The organism is Halioxenophilus sp. WMMB6 (assembly GCF_033283405.1).
Lineage (GTDB): Bacteria > Pseudomonadota > Gammaproteobacteria > Pseudomonadales > Cellvibrionaceae > Halioxenophilus.
Window position 1 is genome coordinate 209,296 of record NZ_JAWMQR010000007.1, and the last position, 18,846, is coordinate 228,141.

At 55.7% G+C, this 18,846-nt stretch carries 17 protein-coding genes; 7 read left to right on the forward strand and 10 right to left on the reverse strand.

Going from position 1 to position 18,846, the window contains the following annotated elements:
- Positions 1-163: 163 nt before the first annotated feature.
- The 7 genes from SBL51_RS16835 to SBL51_RS16865 all read right to left on the reverse strand — a co-directional run bounded on the left by SBL51_RS16835 (position 164) and on the right by SBL51_RS16865 (position 6,766).
- A complete protein-coding gene (locus tag SBL51_RS16835) occupies positions 164-1,144 on the reverse strand; it encodes a nitronate monooxygenase family protein (RefSeq protein ID WP_317932258.1) in 981 nt (326 codons plus the stop codon).
- Between the two features lie 19 nt (positions 1,145-1,163).
- The gene (locus SBL51_RS16840; RefSeq protein ID WP_317932259.1) at positions 1,164-2,399 is read right to left on the reverse strand and encodes an acetyl-CoA C-acetyltransferase; all 1,236 of its coding nucleotides are present in this window, start codon (positions 2,397-2,399) and stop codon (positions 1,164-1,166) included.
- A gap of 613 nt (positions 2,400-3,012) precedes the next feature.
- A complete protein-coding gene (locus SBL51_RS16845; protein WP_317932260.1) occupies positions 3,013-3,801 on the reverse strand; it encodes a crotonase/enoyl-CoA hydratase family protein in 789 nt (262 codons plus the stop codon).
- 32 nt (positions 3,802-3,833) lie between these two features.
- Positions 3,834-4,616 carry an enoyl-CoA hydratase/isomerase family protein gene (locus tag SBL51_RS16850; RefSeq protein ID WP_317932261.1) on the reverse strand — a complete coding sequence of 261 codons (783 nt, stop codon included), beginning with the start codon at positions 4,614-4,616 and terminating at the stop codon, positions 3,834-3,836.
- The gene (locus SBL51_RS16855; protein ID WP_317932263.1) at positions 4,616-5,743 is read right to left on the reverse strand and encodes a CaiB/BaiF CoA-transferase family protein; all 1,128 of its coding nucleotides are present in this window, start codon (positions 5,741-5,743) and stop codon (positions 4,616-4,618) included. Before SBL51_RS16855 ends, SBL51_RS16850 begins: the two co-directional genes overlap by 1 nt.
- Before the next feature lie 30 nt (positions 5,744-5,773).
- Positions 5,774-6,544, reverse strand: a complete 771-nt coding sequence (locus SBL51_RS16860) for a 3-hydroxyacyl-CoA dehydrogenase (protein WP_317932264.1) — start codon at positions 6,542-6,544, stop codon at positions 5,774-5,776.
- A 63-nt stretch (positions 6,545-6,607) separates the two neighbouring features.
- Positions 6,608-6,766 carry a hypothetical protein gene (locus SBL51_RS16865; RefSeq protein ID WP_317932265.1) on the reverse strand — a complete coding sequence of 53 codons (159 nt, stop codon included), beginning with the start codon at positions 6,764-6,766 and terminating at the stop codon, positions 6,608-6,610.
- 523 nt (positions 6,767-7,289) lie between these two features.
- Between SBL51_RS16865 and SBL51_RS16870 the strand changes: the two genes are divergently transcribed.
- Both SBL51_RS16870 and SBL51_RS16875 read left to right on the forward strand, forming a co-directional pair.
- On the forward strand, positions 7,290-7,922 hold the full coding sequence (locus tag SBL51_RS16870; RefSeq protein WP_317932266.1) for a TetR/AcrR family transcriptional regulator: 633 nt from the start codon (positions 7,290-7,292) through the stop codon (positions 7,920-7,922).
- Positions 7,923-7,940: 18 nt separating this feature from the next.
- Positions 7,941-8,708 carry an SDR family NAD(P)-dependent oxidoreductase gene (locus tag SBL51_RS16875; protein WP_317932267.1) on the forward strand — a complete coding sequence of 256 codons (768 nt, stop codon included), beginning with the start codon at positions 7,941-7,943 and terminating at the stop codon, positions 8,706-8,708.
- 77 nt (positions 8,709-8,785) lie between these two features.
- On the opposite strand, the gene SBL51_RS16880 is transcribed toward SBL51_RS16875, so the two are convergent.
- The 3 genes from SBL51_RS16880 to SBL51_RS16890 all read right to left on the reverse strand — a co-directional run bounded on the left by SBL51_RS16880 (position 8,786) and on the right by SBL51_RS16890 (position 11,768).
- Positions 8,786-9,805, reverse strand: a complete 1,020-nt coding sequence (locus tag SBL51_RS16880) for a phosphotransferase (RefSeq protein ID WP_317932268.1) — start codon at positions 9,803-9,805, stop codon at positions 8,786-8,788.
- 9 nt (positions 9,806-9,814) lie between these two features.
- Positions 9,815-11,035 (reverse strand): acyl-CoA dehydrogenase family protein, encoded by a 1,221-nt coding sequence (locus tag SBL51_RS16885; protein ID WP_317932269.1) that lies wholly within the window; start codon positions 11,033-11,035, stop codon positions 9,815-9,817.
- 67 nt (positions 11,036-11,102) lie between these two features.
- On the reverse strand, positions 11,103-11,768 hold the full coding sequence (locus SBL51_RS16890; RefSeq protein WP_317932270.1) for a histidine phosphatase family protein: 666 nt from the start codon (positions 11,766-11,768) through the stop codon (positions 11,103-11,105).
- Between the two features lie 116 nt (positions 11,769-11,884).
- On the opposite strand from SBL51_RS16890, the gene SBL51_RS16895 reads away from it, so the two are divergent.
- From SBL51_RS16895 to SBL51_RS16915, 5 genes are all read left to right on the forward strand, one after another.
- Positions 11,885-12,793, forward strand: a complete 909-nt coding sequence (locus SBL51_RS16895) for a LysR family transcriptional regulator (protein WP_317932271.1) — start codon at positions 11,885-11,887, stop codon at positions 12,791-12,793.
- A 377-nt stretch (positions 12,794-13,170) separates the two neighbouring features.
- Positions 13,171-14,469 carry a cytochrome c gene (locus SBL51_RS16900; protein ID WP_317932272.1) on the forward strand — a complete coding sequence of 433 codons (1,299 nt, stop codon included), beginning with the start codon at positions 13,171-13,173 and terminating at the stop codon, positions 14,467-14,469.
- Positions 14,470-14,491: 22 nt separating this feature from the next.
- Positions 14,492-15,715, forward strand: coding sequence for a hypothetical protein (locus SBL51_RS16905; protein WP_317932273.1), 1,224 nt, complete (start codon positions 14,492-14,494; stop codon positions 15,713-15,715).
- Positions 15,705-17,459, forward strand: coding sequence for a DUF1588 domain-containing protein (locus tag SBL51_RS16910; RefSeq protein WP_317932274.1), 1,755 nt, complete (start codon positions 15,705-15,707; stop codon positions 17,457-17,459). Before SBL51_RS16905 ends, SBL51_RS16910 begins: the two co-directional genes overlap by 11 nt.
- Positions 17,456-18,787, forward strand: a complete 1,332-nt coding sequence (locus SBL51_RS16915; protein WP_317932275.1) for a DUF1552 domain-containing protein — start codon at positions 17,456-17,458, stop codon at positions 18,785-18,787. Before SBL51_RS16910 ends, SBL51_RS16915 begins: the two co-directional genes overlap by 4 nt.
- Positions 18,788-18,846: the final 59 nt, after the last annotated feature.

Genomic DNA, 18,846 nt, shown 5'->3' on the forward strand with positions numbered 1-18,846 from the left:
CTGTTTTTGTTATTGTGTTGCTACAGCTACTGCTCGGCCCTGGTGTTGCCAGGAGATGAGCTAACTCAATACTTGTTGATAGCAAGCAAGTTTATAGAGGCCAGCGTCAGAGTCAACATGATAAATCTAATTAATGGTGCAATTGGCGGCCTTATGCCATTGGTTAATCGTCAAACATGGGTAGCATGCGCGACTGTAATATCTCTTTTGCTTCTGCCACCATGCGTTGCAACAGCTCGGCACAGCTGGGGATATCGTTGATCAGGCCGATCACCTGGCCGGCAGTCCATATACCGCCCTGGACATCACCTTGCTCCAGCACCTGCTCGCGGCCGCGCACGCCGGCCACCAGCGGCTGGAGATCGGCAAAGTCGGTGTCACCGGGTTTGCCTTCAATGGCGACCACCTGCCCGGCAATGGAGTTATTGAATACCCGGGCGGTGTTGCGCAGTGTGCGGAAAATAAGTGTGGTTTGGCGTTCGTCGGCCTCCACCATCGCCTGCTTAACATTGTGGTGCACTGGTGCCTCTTGGGTGGCAACAAAGCGGGTGCCCATGTTGACCCCTTCCGCCCCCAAAGCCAGGGCAGCGGCCAGTTGCTGGCCGGTGCCGATGCCGCCAGAGGCGATCATCGGGATTTTCAATTTGGCGGCAGCGGCGGGCAATAAAATCAGGTTGGTGACGTCGTCTTCGCCGGGGTGGCCGGCGCACTCAAAACCATCAACGCTGACCGCGTCACAGCCAATCGCTTCGGCTTTAAGTGCGTGGCGAACGGAGGTGCATTTGTGAATTACCCGCACGTTGTTTTGTTTAAACAACGGAATAAATTCCTCGGGATTGCGGCCGGCGGTCTCCACCACTTTTACGCCGCCCTCAATTGCCGCTTGAGCATACTCGGCGTAGGGCACCGGCTTGATGGTGGGCAGAATGGTTAGGTTGATGCCAAAGGGTTGATCGGTGAGCTCCCGGCAGCGACGAATTTCTTTGGCCAGATCTTCCGGTGTCGGTTGCGTGAGCGCTGTGAGAATTCCAAGACCTCCGGCATTGGATACTGCCGAAGCCAGTTCCGCCCGCCCAACCCACTGCATGCCACCTTGAATAATCGGGTAGCGAATACCCAGCATCTCGGTAATACGTGTTTTCATAGCGCTCACTCTTTTCCAGTTACAGACGTTCAATAATAATGGCGGGAGCCATACCGCCGGCGGCACACATGGTGACCAGGCCGCGCTGTAGGTCGCGTCGTTCCAATTCATCCAGCAGGGTGCCGATTAAAATCGAACCGGTGGCACCAATGGGATGGCCCAAGGCCATAGCGCCGCCGTTGACGTTGACTTTTTCGCGGTCCAAATCGAGCTCGCGAATAAATTTCTCGGCGACCACAGCGAAGGCTTCGTTAATTTCAAACAGGTCGATGTCGGCCAGTGATAAACCGGCTTTGGCCAATACTTTTTTCGCGGCCGGTACCGGCGCGTTCAACATTAAGGTTGGGCAGTCGCCCATGTTAGTCATGGCCACCACCCGTGCCCGGGGTTTCCAACCCTGTTGTTTGCCATAGGCCGGTGAACAGAGCAGCAGTGCTGCGGCACCATCCACCACACCTGAGGAGTTGCCGGCGTGGTGTACGTGATTAATTTTTAAATCGGGGTATTTCTGCTCCACAATTTGACGATAGGTGGTGCCCGCTTCGTCCAATGGCATATCGATGGCTTCGGCGAAAGCGGGGGCCAGTTGCGAGAGCCCCTCTACGGTGGTGTGAGGCCGTGGAAACTCCTCTTCCGCCAACGCCAAGAAGCCATCCGGGTGGTAGACCGGAATTAAACTCTTATCGAAATGGCCGTTGGCAATGGCGTTGGCGGCGCGTTGCTGGCTAACCACCGCCAGTTCATCCAGAGCGTGCCTTTCTATGCCATCCAGGGTGGCAATCATATCGGCACAAATACCCTGGTGGGGTTGCGGGTGCAGCGCGCGCAGTTGCAAATTACCGTTATCCATAAACAGGGCTGGGTTGTTACCGGCGTGGCCGTAATTGGACATCATCTCGGTACCACCAGCAATGACCAAATCCTCCATTCCAGAGGCAATAGAGCTCGCTGCCATGCTCACCGTGCTAATGCCGGAGCCACAAAAGCGGTCGATGGTTACCGCGCTGGAGCGTACATCATAGCCGGCCCCCAGGGTCGACATGCGGCCCAAACAGGCACTCTGTTCGCCGCGCTGGGAGCTGGTGCCCCAAATCACATCGTCGACATCGGCGGTGTTAATACTGTTGCGCTCGGCCAGCGCCTTCAACACCGCACTGCCCAGATGGTGGGGGTGACAAGCGGAGAGGGCACCCTTGCCGCGTTTACCAATGCCGCGCGGTGTGCGACAGGCGTCGATGATCCAGACTTCGTTCATACTATTTTCCTCTGTTTATGAATTTTCCGGGGCTCCTGCCCCGGAAAATTGTCGCCACGCACAAGCGGACGCAATTGTAAAAATTGCTGGTTGTGCGTGACTCGCATTGGCGCTGCCAATGGTGGTGCATCCCTGCACCACACGCACAACTAAACTCAGTGCCCAGGGCTCCTGCCCCGGAAAATTGTCGCCACGCACAAGCGGGTGCAATTGTAAAAATTGCTGGTTGTGTGTGACTCGCATTGGCGCTGCCAATGGTGGTGCATCCCTGCACCACACGCACAACTAAACTCAGTACCCAGGGCTTCTGCCCCGGAAAATTGTCGCCCCGCACAAGCGGGCGCAATTGTAAAAATTGCTGGTTGTGCGTGACTCGCATTGGCGCTGCCAATGGTGGTGCATCCCTGCACCACACGCACAACTAAACTCAGTACGCAGGGCTCCTGTCCCGGAAAATTGTTGCCACGCACAAGCGGGCGCAATTGTAAAAATTGCTGGTTGTGCGTGACTCGCATTGGCGCTGCCAGTGGTAGTGCATCCGTGTAGCGCGCATTTAATCCGGATAGCTGATTAAAAATACCGAATAAAAATGTCGGTGATTAAATTTGATTAATTACCGTCCCTGCCACACTGGCGCCCGCTTTTCGGCGAACGCCTTTGCCCCTTCCAGGGCATCGGCGGAATCAAAAATGGGCTCTGCCAAGAGCGCCTGTTTGGCGAACATCTCCTCGGTGCTCCAGTCTTGCGACTCGTTCATAATGCGCTTGCTGGTGGCGACCGCCATTGGCCCATTGGCGGCAATCACGGCGGCCAATTCAAGGGCGGCGTTTAAGGCCTCGCCGGGGGCTACCAGGCGGTTGATAAAACCGAGCTCGTAGGCGCGTTCGGCCGAGATAAGATCACCGGTGAGTGCCATCTCCATGGCGATGCGCCGTGGGATCTGGCGAGGGAAGCGCATCAGGCCACCACCGGCGGCAACCAGGCCACGTTTGGTTTCAGGAATACCAAAGCGGGCATTATTGGCCGAGACAATCAGGTCGCAGGCGGCGGCGATTTCACAGCCGCCGGCCAGGGCAAAACTTTCAATGGCCGCGATAATCGGTTTTTGGGGTGGCGCCTCGACGATGCCGGCAAAGCCGTGCCCGGGTATCACCGGCTTTTCGCCGGCGACGAAGGCTTTTAAATCCATACCCGAACAGAAGCAACCGCCGGCGCTGGTTAAAATGGCGACGCGAATATCGCTGCGGCTGTCCAGCTCATCGATGGCATCGGCGATGGCCTGGGCGACACTTTGGTTAATGGCATTTTTGGCCTGCGGCCGGTTGATGGTCAGTGTCATCACGCTGTCGGTGACGCTGATTAGTAACTCTTCTGCGGCACTAGTTTTTGTGGCTTCGCTCATGAGTTTTCTCTCAGGTTGAGGGCAGGGGTTGGTTAGCGGCCGGTAAACACCGGCGCCCGTTTCTCAAGAAAGGCAAGCACGGCTTCTCTGGCATCGTCGGTGGCGGCGCAATAGTTTTGGACCTTGGCTTCCAGTGCCACCGTCTCGACAAAAGAGAGGTTGGCGGTTTGCCGCAAAACTTTTTTGGCTTCGCGTAGGGCGATGGGTGCCCGGCTGGCAAGTTTGGCGGCCCAACTGGTGGCCGCGGCGTTAACCTCTTCGACGGGCACCACTTGATTGGCAATCCCGAATGTCAGGCACTGTGCTGCATCCAGACGGCCCCCTTCGGCGATTAATTGATAGGCGCGTTGGTAGCCCAGTTTATGCAACAATTGCCAACAGGCGCCGCCATCGGGAATTAAACTGATGTTGGAAAAGGCCACGCCCAAGGTGGCGGATTCGGCCATTACCATTAGGTCGCACTGCATGGCAATAGAGGCACCAACGCCCGCCATAACACCGGGTACGGCGGCGATCACGGGCTTTTCCATATCGGCGATTTGATTGAGTATCGGCAGGTATTCACCCATCACCTGCTGCTCTACCGTCATGTTGCTGGGCGCACCTTCCGCCAGATCGGCACCGGCTGAAAAAGCGGCCGAGGTCGAGCTTAATATTACAGCGCGGATAGTGTCGTCCTTGGCCATGGCGGTGAGTGCCAGCAGCAGCTCTTTGCGCATTTGGCTGTTAAAGGCATTCAGCGATTTTGGTCGATTCAGTTGGATACGGCCAACGGCTTCATCCTGATCAACAACCAGGGTTTGATAATCGGTCATCAGCTAATCACTCCCTGCTGTTGCAGCTGTTCTATCTCACTGGCGCTGTAGCCGATGTCGGTGAGTACCTTAATGGTGTCACTCCCGGCCTTGTGAGGCGTGTGTTGAATTTTGGACGGGGTGCGGCTGAAACGCGGCGCCGGCGAAGGCTGCAATACGTTTTCGAGTGTGACGAAACTGCCACGTGCTTTATTGTGGGGGTGCTCTGGGGCTTCCCGCATGGAGAGTACCGGCGCAAAACAGGCATCACTGCCCTCCATAATTTCACACCACTCGGCACGGGTTTTGGTGCGCATCACTTCCGCGATCTGCTCCTTTAAAATCGGCCACTGACGCGGATCGTTCTGTTCGCTGAAAACGGCTTTGTCGAGCCCCGCCTTTTCCAGAAACAATTGATAAAACTGGGGCTCAATGGCCCCTAAAGCGACATACTTACCATCAGCTGTTTCGTAGGTGTCGTAGTAATGGGTACCGCCATCAAGGCCATTGACTCCGCGTTGATCCTGCCAGGCCCCTTCCGCCAAAAAGCCGTAGGCCATCTGCATCAATAGGGCTGCGCCTTCCACCATGGCGGCATCGATTACCTGCCCCTTGCCGGAACGGCTCGCCTCATAAATTGCGCTCACTACTCCCAGCGCCAAAAAGAGGCTGCCACCACCAAAGTCGGCTACCAGATTTAACGGCGGTACCGGCTTTTCGCCGGCGCGACCAATGGCGTTCAGGGCACTACTGAGTGCGATGTAATTAATATCGTGGCCGGCGGTGTGGGCCAGCGGCCCGGTCTGCCCCCAGCCGGTCATGCGGCCATAAACTAATTTTGGGTTGCGGGCCAGGCAGACGTCTGGGCCCAGGCCCAGGCGCTCGGCGACACCGGGGCGAAAGCCCTCAATTAAAGCGTCGGCGGACGCAATCAGTTTTAAAACCGCTGCGACCCCTTCGGCCGATTTTAAATTGAGCGCGATCGATAATTTGCCGCGCTCGCTGATTTTGGTTGCTCGCTCGGCGGCCGAGGATTTACGGGTAATGGAGATAACCTCCGCGCCCATATCGGCCAATAACATGCCGCAGAAAGGGGCTGGCCCCAGCCCCTCCAGTTCAACGATTTTTAAGCCGTGTAGTGGCCCCATAAGACACCTGTGCTCTTGGCTTGTTTATTGTTAGCGGGGTTGCATGCGGATGGCGCCATCCAAGCGGATGCATTCACCGTTCATGTAGTCGTTGTCCACCAGGAAGGCGGCCAGTTTGGCGATCTCTTCGGCGCGACCCAAGCGGTGTGGAAAAACCACGGTCGCTTCCAGCGCCTTGTAGACTTTTTCGTCGAGGCTTTCGAACATGGGGGTGTGAATTAAACCGGGCACAATGGTGTTCACCCGAATGCCGAAGCTGGCCAACTCGCGGGCCATGGGTACGGTCATGCCCACCACACCACCTTTACTGGCGGAGTAGGCCACCTGACTAATTTGACCTTCATAGGCGGCCACCGAGGCGGTATTGATAATGACACCGCGGGCGCCGTCGTCGTTGTAGGGTTCGCCGGCGGCCATTTTTTCTGCGGCCAGGCGGCTGACGTTAAAGGTGCCGATTAAATTAACGTTGAGTACTTTGTTGTAGTCCGCCAGCGGGTGCGGCCCTTTGCTGGAGTAGGTTTTTATGGCCACGCCAATACCGGCGTAGTTGCAGCAGACATGCAGTGCCCCCCATTTATCGACAACAGCATCCAGTGCATTTTGTACCGAGCTCTCGTCGGCAACATTAACGTTCAGGTAGATCGCCTGCTCGCCGAGCTGCTCGACCAACTCCAGGCCCATTTTTTCATTTAAATCAAAAATGGCGACCTTGGCGCCGTCGGCGACAAAACGTTCGACAGTGGCGTGCCCCAAACCCGATGCGCCGCCGGTGACTACTGCGACTTTTCCTGCGATATCCATGGTTAACCTCGTTCTGCTATATGAAATAGAGTTGCAAAAAAGAGAGTGCTTAATGGCGGGAGTTCAAGCCCACACTGCGCGAGATAATTTCACGCCTAATTTTGTTGCTGCCGGCAACGATGTGAGCAGTACATGAATGCGCGAGTTGCGGGAGTCGGCGTAGCGACGACAGATCATGTACTTATCGTTGTAGGCACCACCGTGCAGTTGCGACTGCTGCACACTACCTGCCGCCCACTACGCGCGTGCAATAAAGTTTGGCTGAGCCAATGAGTCGACGGTGGTTGGCAGATGCGCTTGCGGCCAGATACAAAATCGTTATCCACGCCGTTATCAAAAACTCCCGGTCGACAACCCCCTGTTAGTGCCACGATGCCTGCCTTAATCGTCGAAATCGGGTGCGGGCTTCTGCCGGCAAAAACTTTTTTAACAGTAACCCGGCCCGGTTCCTGCTCAGCCTCAAAAACTGTTCGTTGCATGGATGGAGCTCCATCGACCGGAATTTTCATTGTTGTTATTTGCCATTGCGGATGGCTGTCTGCCCACCGACCTGGCTGCAAGTGGGGCAATCGTAAACCAACAAACTTGCTTACTGCAAGCATGTATGTTTGATTTATTTTCTGGATTGGATGACAATAGCCGGGTTCAAGGTCACAATAGAACCGCTTATATTCCTATAATTCTTTGTTTTAACTGAGAAATTTATCCGCTGGTGGCAACGGCCGCTAAACGGGAGCCAATCATAATGAGCAGTGCCCAACCCACCAAAAAGGTTCGCCTTACCCAGGCAGAGCGTTCCGCGCAGTCAGACCGACAGATGTTTGAAGTGGCGGTTAAGTTGATTGTCGAGCGGGGGCCGAGCAAAACCACACTCACCGATATTGGGGTTATGGCCGGCTACAGCCGTGGCCTGGCGGCGTATCGCTACGGCACAAAAGATGTTTTTTTTAAAGAGCTGATCGAACACTTAAATAATCTTTGGCGCGTTGAGCTGGAGCAGACGGTAAAAAATGCGCGCGGCATTGAGCGGGCTTCGGCGGCGGTGCAGGCGTTACAAAATTTTGTGCTAAGTCACCCGGACCATCTGCGCGCGATGTACAAGCTGCACTACGACTCCATCGATCACGAATCGGAAACCACACGTAAGCTGGATGAGTTGCAGACCATTCAGCGCAATATGGCCAAACATTGGCTGCAGGAAGCGGAGAGTAGCGGCGAGGTAAGCTGCCTCTTCTCGCCGGAGGAGTATGGCGAGCTGTACTGTTCCCTGGTGTTTGGTGCCATCTACCAGTGGTTGGTCAATCCGGAGAAGATCGATCTGCAGCGAATGTTGGAAAATTGCAAACGCACCATCGCTTTGTGGGTAACAAAAAAATAACAGTATTGAGGCTGAGCAATGAGCGACAGTTTTGATTTAACCGGCCGTATCGCCCTGGTGACCGGCGCCTCTAGTGGCCTGGGTTGCCATTTTGCAAAAGTGTTGGCCGAGCATGGTGCCAGCGTCGTTTTGGCTGCGCGCCGGGTGGAGCGGCTGCAGGGCACCGTGGCCGCGATTGAGAGCGCCGGTGGTAAAGCTCTGGCAGTGGCTTTGGATGTGACCGACAGTGACAGCATTCAAACCGCCTTCGAGCAGATTGAGGGGCAGTGTGGGGTGGTTGATCTGTTGGTGAATAATGCCGGTGTTGCCGCCTCCAAACGCTTTGTTAAAACGGAAAATGCCGATTGGGATTTTGTCATCAATACCAATCTTAAAGCGGTATGGGAGGTGGCCCGGGAGTGCAGCCGCCGCTTGGTGGCCGCGGGCAAGCCGGGCAGTATTGTTAATATCGCTTCCATTCTGGGTTTGCAGCCGGGCTTTGGTGAATCCCTCTACAGCACGTCTAAGGCGGCGGTGGTGCAGTTAACCAAAAATATGGCGCTGGAGCTGATTGGCAGTGGTATTCGAGTTAACGCGCTCTGCCCGGGCTATTTTGAAACAGAGATGAACAGCGACTTTTTCGCCTCGGAAAAGGGGGCCAACTATATTGCCGGCATCCCCCCCAAGCGGCTGGGAAATCTGTCGGAGTTGAATGGTCCGCTGTTACTGCTGGCCAGCGACGCCGGTTCGTTTGTCAATGGTGTGGCACTGCCGGTGGATGGCGGCCATCTGGTGCAATCACTGTAGAATTATTGCCGCGTTAATTTTTTACTGCGCTATTTTTTAATCCCGTTAATTATTAGCCTAATTAACGGGTCTTCTCTCTAAATTAATTCACTCGCCATGGCCGCCAGGGGTGCCACCATGGCGCCCATCTGCAGGGCTTTATCGCTGGAGGCGTTGCCGTCCAGCGCCCGCTTTTTCACCCCCTGCAAAATAGCCGCAAAGCGGAAAAAACTGAAGGCCAGATAAAAATTCCAGTGGTCAATGCCGGCAATGCCCATACGCTGGCAATACTGCGCAACATATTCGCCCTCTGAGGGAATGCCCATGGCCTGACGATTTAAGCCGCCGAGGCCGGGCATAACGCCCATGTGCGGCATGCGCAGCTGCATACACTGATAGGCGAGATCGGCATAGGGGTGACCGAGGGTGGAGAGCTCCCAGTCGACCAGGGCGAGCACCTCTAAGCGGTCGTTGCTGAACATCATATTGTCAAGGCGAAAATCGCCGTGTACCAAACTGACCCTGCCGTCATCGGCGGGCAGGTTGGCCTGCAGCCAGGGCATCAGCGCTTCCATATCGGCAATGGTTTCGGTCTCGGAGGCCCGGTATTGCTTGCTCCAGCGGTCGAGCTGACGTTGGAAATAGTTACCTGGTTTGCCATAGTCGGCGAGCCCCACCGCCGCAATGTTTACCGAGTGCAGCGCCGCCAAAACCCGGTTCATTTCGCTGTAAATCTGAGTGCGCTCGGCGTCGGTTAAATCGGGTAGGGCCGGGTCCCAGAACACCCGGCCGTCGATATATTCCATCACATAAAACATACTGCCGATGACGCTCTCATCGCTGCACAGGTGGTAGGCTTTCGCCACTGGCACCTCGGTGTTGCCCAGCGCCGACATCACCCGAAATTCCCGATCCACGGCGTGGGCCGAGGGCAGTAGTTGACCGGGCGGTTTGCGCCGCAACACATAGTTGCTCTGTTCTGTTTTTAGCAGAAAGGTTGGGTTGGATTGGCCGCCGGCAAATTTGGTCGCGGTTACCGGCCCCTTAAAGCCGGTTATGTGCTCTTCCAAATAATTAGCCAGCTGTGCACAGTCGAAGTCGTATCCGGTATCGGTCATCTCTGCCTCCTAGCCGGCGAAACGTTCAATTATCTGTTTGCCCAGTGCCATCTGGTGTACCTGATCCGGACCGTCGGCCTGGCGACACCAGCGGGCGTAATTGAACGCTTCGGCCATGCAGTAATCTTCGGTTAAGCCACCGGCGCCGTGTATCTGCATGCAGCGGTCAATAATGGTTTGTACCATTAGGGGCACAGAGCTTTTAGTCGCGGCGATTAAATCTTTGGATTCCTGGGCGCCCACCTCATCCATCCGGGCGCAGGTTTTTAGTACCAGCAGTCGCGCCATCTCCAGCTCGGCAAAACTCTTGGCGATCTCTTCGCGCACAGATTGGTGTTTGCTGAGCGGCCGGCCAAAGGTGGTGCGTTCGGTGGCGCGGCGACAGGCCAGCTCCAGTGCCCGTTGGCCGGCGCCAATTAAACGCATGCAGTGGTGCATGCGGCCTGGGCCCAAGCGACTTTGAGCAATTTCAAAGCCACGGCCTTCGCCGAGCAGTACGTTTTCAATAGGCACCTGCACATTTTCAAAAATGAGTTCGGCGTGGCCGATGGGGGCGTCGTCATAACCTAAGGTGGTGAGTGGCCGCACCAACTGCAGGCCGGGTGTTTCCTTGGGTACCAGTACCTGGGTCTGTTGCAGGTGACGGCTGGGGTTATTTGGATCCGACTTACCCATGACGATAAAAATCTGGGTGCGCTCATTCATGGCGCCGGTGATAAACCACTTGCGGCCATTCAGCAGCCAATGGTCGCCGTGATTTATAATCGACAACTCAATGTTGGTGGCATCGCTGGAGGCGACCTGCGGTTCGGTCATGGCGTAGGAGGAGCGAATCTCACCGTCCAGCAGTGGTTGCAACCAGCGTTGCTGCTGTTCGGCATTGCCGAAATTCATTAACACCTCCATGTTGCCGGTGTCGGGGGCGTTGCAGTTAAACACCTCGGGTGACCAGAGTACGCGCCCCATCAGCTCGGCTATGGGCGCGTAATCAACATTGCTGAGGCCACCAAAGTCACAGAATTGAGCGTGGTGCGGTGTAATAAACAGGTTCCACAGGCCGGCGGCTTTGGCTTTGGCTTTTAGTTCATCCATTAATGGGATAACAGCAAAGCGGTTACTGGCGTTGTGTAGTTGGTGGGCGTATTCAGCTTCGTTGGGGTAGATATGCTCATCAAAAAAAACATTGAGCTGATCGAGTAATTGTTGGGCTTTAGGTGTGGGTTGAAACATAAACTCTCTCCTGGAAATTGATGCTTGTACTCTTCCGGTAGCGGGCTGATGTCAAAGGCAACAGGCCCTAGGAAAAACTCACTGAGGCTTGCCGGTCCGGATGTTGTAAATGGGCAATATCGTTAAAACTGTCGAGGTTAGACTCGCTGCGATTAAATAAAATTTTGCAGACGCTGGTGTTTTTTATCTGCAGGGTTAAGGCGAGCATCTGCTCGGGTTTCAGTTGTAATGTTTCACCCAAAATAACCGAGATTGGCCCGGCCGAGCTGACCACCAAAATGCGTTTGGCGGGTGAGCTGAGTATGGTTTGCCAGGCCTCACGAATGCGGCTGCAAAATTGCTCCCAGCTATCAAAGCCGTCGCTCTCAATTTCGCCGGTTATCCAGTAGCCCAGCGCCCGGCGAATATTGTGGTAATAATCTTTTTTGGGGATGCCGGTGTCGGTCCACTCGCGTGGGTATTGCTGCTGCAAGGCTGCCAGTAAATTTCTGAAATAGTACTCGTTGAGTCCGCTCTGAATTTCATGTTGGCCTGCGAGTGCGGGCGCGATCTCGTTGGCCGTATCCCGGTGGCGCTCCAGGGAGCCCACCACCACCTGGTCAAAGCGGTAGTCCAGTGCCTGCAGATGCTCGCCCAGCCAGCGGCTCTGTTGCCGTCCAAGGGCGCTCAATTGGTCGTAGTTGTCGGCACCAAAGGAGGCCTGGCCGTGTCTTACCAGTGTAATTTCAGCCATTGATTCTCGTCTCAATCAGCAAGTGTGGGTAATTATAGGCATCCTATTAAAATCAATATAATTTATTATTGTTATCTACTACTATTCACATTGTGAATTTTGGTTCGGGGTGATACATGCGGCTTGATAAAATTGATCTCAACCTGTTTGTGGTGTTTGACGCGATCTATCGCGAGCGCAATATTACCCGTGTGGCAGCCTCACTGAATATCACCCAGCCGGCGGTGAGCAACGCCCTGGCCAGATTGCGCCAGACCCTGGACGACCCTCTGTTTGTGCGCACGCCCCAGGGAATGTCGCCCACGCCGGTGGCCGATAACCTGGTGGGCGATGTGCGCGCGGCCTTGGCTCTGCTCGACCGCTCGCTCTCCACTACCGCCCGCTTTGAACCACACAGCTCCGAAAAGACCTTTAACCTGGGGATGAACGACTTGGGCGAGGCGCTGTTGTTGCCGCATCTGCAGCAGGCCATTGCCCGTGTTGCCCCGAAAATGTCGCTCACCTGCTACTACCTGAACCGGCAATTGGCATCGGAGGAGTTAAGAAAGGGGACTATCGATCTGCTGCTCGATATTCCCGCGGTGAATGCTAAGGAGTTGGCCTTTGAAGCGATTGCCAGCCTCGACTATGTGGTGGCCATGCGCAAGCAGCACCCCTTGGTGAAAAAGAAAACGTTCTCCCTGAAAGAGTACTTAAGCCAGGATCATCTGCATGTTTCCAGTCGCCGCAGCGGTCGCGGCCAGATGGATATTGCTCTTAATGCCCTGGGCCACCGGCGCCGTATTGCGCTGCGTATACAGAATTATCTGGTGGCGGCGAGAGTGGTGGCGGACAGTGATCTGCTCTGGACGGTGCCACGGGCTCTGGCCGAGACTCTACCCCTGCACACTAAAAAGATGCCCTTTACCATGGAGCCATTAATGTGGAATCTCTATTGGCACAAAAACGCCGATAACGACCCTGCTAATCAGTGGTTGCGAGCGTTAATACTGGAGCGAGCAGCTACAGAATTAAGTGGTGATTAAACGCCCTCTGCATAGATCGCGAAGTATCAAAAACTCCGTCATCCAAAGAGACAAAAGCCTCGCCTAAGCCACAATCCGTTTGGCCGGCATCGTACTGCTTTCGATATCGAAATGCAGCCCCGTCTTAGAAGTGATCCATGACCGACTGTGTCGAAAGCAGACTAGCAGTTGAAGGTGAACAGGTTGCTGAGCATTTCAGGTCTGTTTCAGCTGCTCATGTTTTACTGCTCAGCTGAAAACTCCCTACAGCGGGCGACTAGCAAATTGCAATTTTGTTATTCGAAAAACAAATAAAAAAATAAAGGTTTGATCTCGGTAATGTTTTTTTTAAGCGGTGCTTTTGATTGCTTTCCCAGTGCTTGGAGGGCAAGGCTGTTATGAGTAGAAAAGTAGTACTCCGTTTTAGTGGCCTGGTGGTAGCGGTGTTGCTCGTCTCTTTGGCAGTTTTGGCTGCCGTACAGCTGCATTCTGCTGGTGCCAGTCCCAAGCAGTCGCTCGACTACTACACGGCACTTACAGGTCCGGGACAGGCCACGGTCGAGAAGGGGGCCTATCTTGCCCGCGCGGGTAATTGCCAAACCTGTCATACCACGGAGGAGGGGAGTGCCTTCGCCGGCGGTGTCGCTTTTCGCACTGATTTCGGTGTGCTCTACTCCACCAATATCACACCGGATAAGACCACTGGCATTGGGCAGTGGTCATTTGCTGACTTTTTCCAATCGATGAAAGTGGGCCTCCGGCCGGATGGTGAGCATCTCTATCCCGCTTTTCCTTATACGAACTTTGCCCTGCTCTCGGAGAGTGATATCGCATCACTCTACCTCTACCTGCAGAGTTTGGATCCGGTTGCCGCACCCGCGCGCAATAACGATTTAAAGTTTCCTTACAATCAACGCCCTTTGCTGGCTCTTTGGAAAAAGCTGTTCCACAGAGCAACGACTTATGAATCAATGACCAGTCGCTCGTTAGATTGGAACCGGGGCGCTTACCTGGTTGAGGGGGTGGCCCATTGTGGCGCCTGCCATACGCCGCGCAATTTCCTGGGCGCGGAGAAGCCCTCGCTCGCCTTCACCGGTGGTGTGCATCAGGATCGGGTGCTACTGGGTGGTTATCGCTGGTGGTCGGCGGTAAACCTCACCTCCGATAGCTCGGGCCTGGCGAGTTGGCGGGAGCAGGATATTGTCGATTATCTGCGTACTGGCGCCAGTGACAAGGCGGTAGTACACGGCCCCATGCGCGATGTGGTTATGCACTCTACCCGCTATCTGTCCGAAGGTGATCTGCAGGCCATGGCGGTCTATTTAAAAAGTCTGCCGGCCAAGCAACAGGACAAGCGTGTTGTCCCCTCGGCTCAGACTACAGCCGCCGGCGAAATCGTCTACACCGTTCATTGTGGCTCTTGCCACCTGCCCACCGGCTTGGGCGCTGAAGGATTGGGCGTTGCCCTGGTAGGTAATCCGATCGTCCAGGCGCCCAGTGCCGCGTCGTTAATCAATGTGATTTTATACGGCCCACACCTGCCGGAACGGCCATTTTCGGTGGCGCGCAGCAATATGAAAATGTTTGGCAAGCGTCTCTCGGATGAAGACATTGCCCAGCTTGCCAGCTACCTACGAACCAGTTTTGGTCATAACGCCGGCGCCGTCACTATAGAGGAGGTTCGTGCTCAGCGTTAACGCTGACTCGAAAATTATAAGTATGAAAATAACCACGCTCATACTCTGCAACACCAATCGCCGGCGTGCGCTGGCCTGTTGTGCACTGGCCTCGGCCCCGCTTTTAGCGCCGCTAAACTCTGCGGCCGCTGCGCTTGAAACACCGTTTTGGCGAGACGGAAAAATCGATTTTGTCTTCTCCGAGTTTAAATTTGCGTTAGCCACCGAGATGAATGTACAGGATGCCTGCCCGAAGGGTACCTCACTCAATTTGGCTGAGATCTACGCCCAAACAGCGGCTGGAAAACGTCAACAGAATGAGTCGGAGGGGGACTACGGTAAGCGCCTGCAACAGGCGGCTGCAGAACTCGCCGGCCAGGGTGAGCAGAATGTCTGTATGAGCCCGGAAATGGCTGAACCCGACCCATTTTTTAAAACCCTGGCGAGCACCACCGTAACCACCGAGGGAATCGACCTGGATGGTGAGATCAGTGCCGATGATTTCACTAATGGTGCGGGTGTGGCCGGCATTGATAATCAATTTCTGCGTGCGGTGGGCTGCAGCCGCTCCTATCAGCCCTCGGGTCTCTCCAACGGGTTTTCCATAGAGATGCTGTCGGGATCGTGGGGTATTTTACTGGCGCTGTCAGAGGTCGATGACCTCAATAACGACGACTCGGTAATGGTCACTTTTTTTGCCAATGCCGACCCGATTCAGCTAAGTGGCAAGCGGGAACCGCTTGGCTACGCCACCTATGCCTACGATCAGGATGCGCGCTTTATCGCACAAACCCGTGGCCGAATTCGTGAGGGCGTGTTGACCACAGAGCCGGTCGACGTGCGTTTTCACAGTGTGGTTAACAGCATGTTGACCGAAAGACCCTTGCACGCCGCCCGTATCGAGGCGCGCCTGACTGAAACGGGCGAGCTGCACGGGGTGCTGGCAGGTTTCACCCCGGTAACCGAGCTCTACGATTTGCAGTTTGGTTTTCGGCGCGGTGAAAAGCCCCGTGGCACCTTGGCGCCAGAGGCGTTGCGCATGCATTCGGCTAATGGTGCGGCGTTTGTCTTGGGCTACACCTGCCAGGGTGCTTACCAAGCCTTGTGGCGCTTGGCGGATGGTGAGTTTGACAACACCACCGGGCGCTATAACGCTATCTCCACTCAGTACCAGTTCGATGCCATCCCTGCGTTTATTGTCAATGCGAAAACCACCAGCGCGAATCAGGAGCTGGTTGAAAACGGGAGTGCCGCCGATGACTATTAAGCCAATTATTCAATGTGCTGCAGCGCAATGGCGAGCACTGTTGGCGGCACTTTTTACAGTGCTTTTGGTGACTGTTTTGCCAGGCTGTGAGCCAGCCAATACTAGTGCTCAGGAGCCGCCGCCGGTGGGTGGGCCACTGTTGTTACGGCGGCTGACAGAAGCGCAATACCGGGCCACCATCGCTGAAATCTTTGGCCCCGATGCGCCAATTGTGGCGCGTTTTGAGCGCGGCTTTCGCGCTGAGGGGTTGTTGGCGATTGGTACCAGTGAAGCGGGTATATCGCCGTTTAGTATTGAGCAGTACAGCAGAGCCGCGTTGAGCATTGCTGACTACGTAATGCAGCCCGACCATCGTGACCGCTATCTCGATTGCGCAGCTTTAGCGGATGGTCGCTTCAACAGCGACTGTGCTGACCAATTTATTCGCCACTACGGCGAGCTGTTATTTCGTCGGCCATTAACGGCGGCACAGCGTCAGAGAATGCTGACGATTGCACAGTCGGGGGCCGAGCAGCTGGGCGACTTTGACCAGGGGTTGAAGTTTGCGTTGGTGGGCTTGCTGAGCTCGCCGGAGTTTCTGTTGCGCTTGGAGCGGGTTAAAGATAATTCCAAAACCATTACGGAGTTGGATGACTACTCCAAAGCGGAACGCCTGGCCTTCTTTCTCACCAATGCCGGCCCTGATCAACAACTCCTGGAAGCGGCGGCGGGAGGGGAATTAAATAGTCGCCAGGGGCTTGTGAAAAGTGTCGACCGGCTGCTGGCCGGCCCGCAGTTGGAAGGTGCAGTACGCGCCTTTTTTAGCGATATGCTGCAGTTTGATCGGTTTGCCGATGTCAGTAAGGATGCCGATATCTACCCGGCTTACAGCTCGCAGGTGGCCATCGATGCCCAGGAGCAGACACTGCGTGATATTGTCTGGCTGTTGGTGGATCAGCGGGGCGACTACCGCGATCTGTTCACCCTGAAACAGACGCATCTGACCCGTGCGCTGGGTATTGTCTATCGACAACCGGTAGCCACCCGCAATGGCTGGCAATTGACCGAATTTCCCGAAACCGGCGTCAGGGCCGGTATTCAAAGTCATATCGCTTTTCTGGCGCTGCATGCCCACCCGGGTCGCTCTTCACCCACCTTGCGCGGCAAGGCGATACGGGAAATTTTTCTCTGTCAGGATGTGCCGGACCCACCGGCCAACGTCAATTTCTCCCTGGTGCAGGATGACCACAACGCCGCCATGCCCACCGCCCGCGATCGGCTCGTGGCCCACAGAACGCAACCCTCCTGTGCCGGCTGCCACAAAATTATGGATCCGCCTGGCCTTGGCTTGGAACAGTTTGACGGTTTGGGTACCTATCGCTGGCGGGAAAATGGTGCGGTTATTGATGCCGGTGGTGACCTCGATGGGCTGCCCTACGACGACGCCGCGGGTTTAGCTCAAGCACTGCACAACCATCGCGAGACGCCCCGCTGTTTAGCGGAAAATCTCTACCATTACGCCGTTGGCCGCGACACAGTCTGGGCGGAGCGGGACTATATGGATTATTTAATCGCAGCGTTTGCCAAGAGCGGTTATCGCGTCGATCAACTGATGCGCACCATCGCCTTGAGCGACAATTTCTTCGCCATTAAAACCACAGGCAGTGACTCCAATGCCGCGCCGACTACTGCACTTAAGCCATCGGCAGAGCCCGCGACAATGGCATCCGATTTACCGACTCCAGCCACAGGAGGTTCGTCATGAAACAATATACTCGACGCTCCATTTTACGCGGTGCCTTGCGCGGTGCCGCGGTGGGTGTTGCCTTGCCCACGCTCAACTGTTTTCTCGATGACAGTGGCAAAGCGTTTGCCGACAGCGGGCAGCGGATTCCACCGCGCTTTGGTACCTGGATATGGGGCTGTGGCTTTATTCCGGAGTTGTGGGTGCCGGCAAAAAGCGGCAGCGAGTTTGAATTTCCCGCCCACTTGGCGCCGGTGGCGCACTACCGCGACCAGCTCGCGATTCTCAGCGGCTTTGATGTAAAACTCGATGGCGTGCCCAACAAACCGCACATTACCGGCTGCTTGGGCCTGCGTACCGGGGTGCCGGTGCCCAATGAGGAGGTAAAAGCGCCGACCCTGGATGTGTTGATTGGCCAAGTCATTGGTGGTGATACCCGCTTTCGCTCCATTGAGGTGAGTACCTCTGGCATTGAGCGCTCCTACTCCTATCGCGCGGCCGGGGCCGCCAACCCCAGTGAAACTTCGCCGGTGGCACTCTACCAGCGTCTGTTTGGCGAGGGTTTTCAGGATCCCAACAGCGCCCGGTTTAAGCCTGACCCCAACTACATGGTGCACGAAAGTGTGCTCTCGGCCATTGGCGAGGAGCGCCGCAAGCTGTTGACTCAGGTGGGGGCGGAAGATCGCCATCGATTGGATGAATACTTTACCTCCATTCGCGAGATGGAGCAGAAGCTGGCTTTACAACTGCAACCGCCGGCACCGGTAGAGAACTTCACCAAACCGCAACCACCGGAGCCGACGACCCAGGACGCCACCATGGCCAATGTGTTGGCCACCCACCGCTTGATGTCCGATCTGTTGGCCACCGCACTGCAGTGCAATCAGACGCGGGTATTTAATATGCTGCTCTCCGACACCGCTTCCAATCTGCGGCGGCCGGGCACCACCTCCACCCACCATACGCTCACCCACGAGGAGCCGGTGGATGCCGAGCTTGGCTATCAACGCCAGGTGGCCTGGTTCGCCGAGCAGAGCATGCTGGCCTGGCGGGACTTTCTCGACAGCCTGGCACGGATCCCGGAAGGCGACGGCACACTGCTTGATAACTGCCTGGTGTTTGCTCACTCGGACTGCTCGATTGCCAAGGCGCACGCGGTGGAGGGGATTCCCATGATGATCGCCGGCAGCGCCGGCGGCCGCGTGCGAACCGGTTTTCATCTGCGGGGTAACGCAGAACCCATTACCCGAGTGGGGCTCACGCTGCAACAGATTATGGGGGTGCCGGTGGCGCAGTGGGGAACCCTGTCTATGCAGACCAATCGTTCACTCACCGAGTTGATGGTATAGCGCGATTGGGGCGGGTCTCGCCGGTAAATTGCCGTCGCTTCAGGGGGCGCTTTTCACTA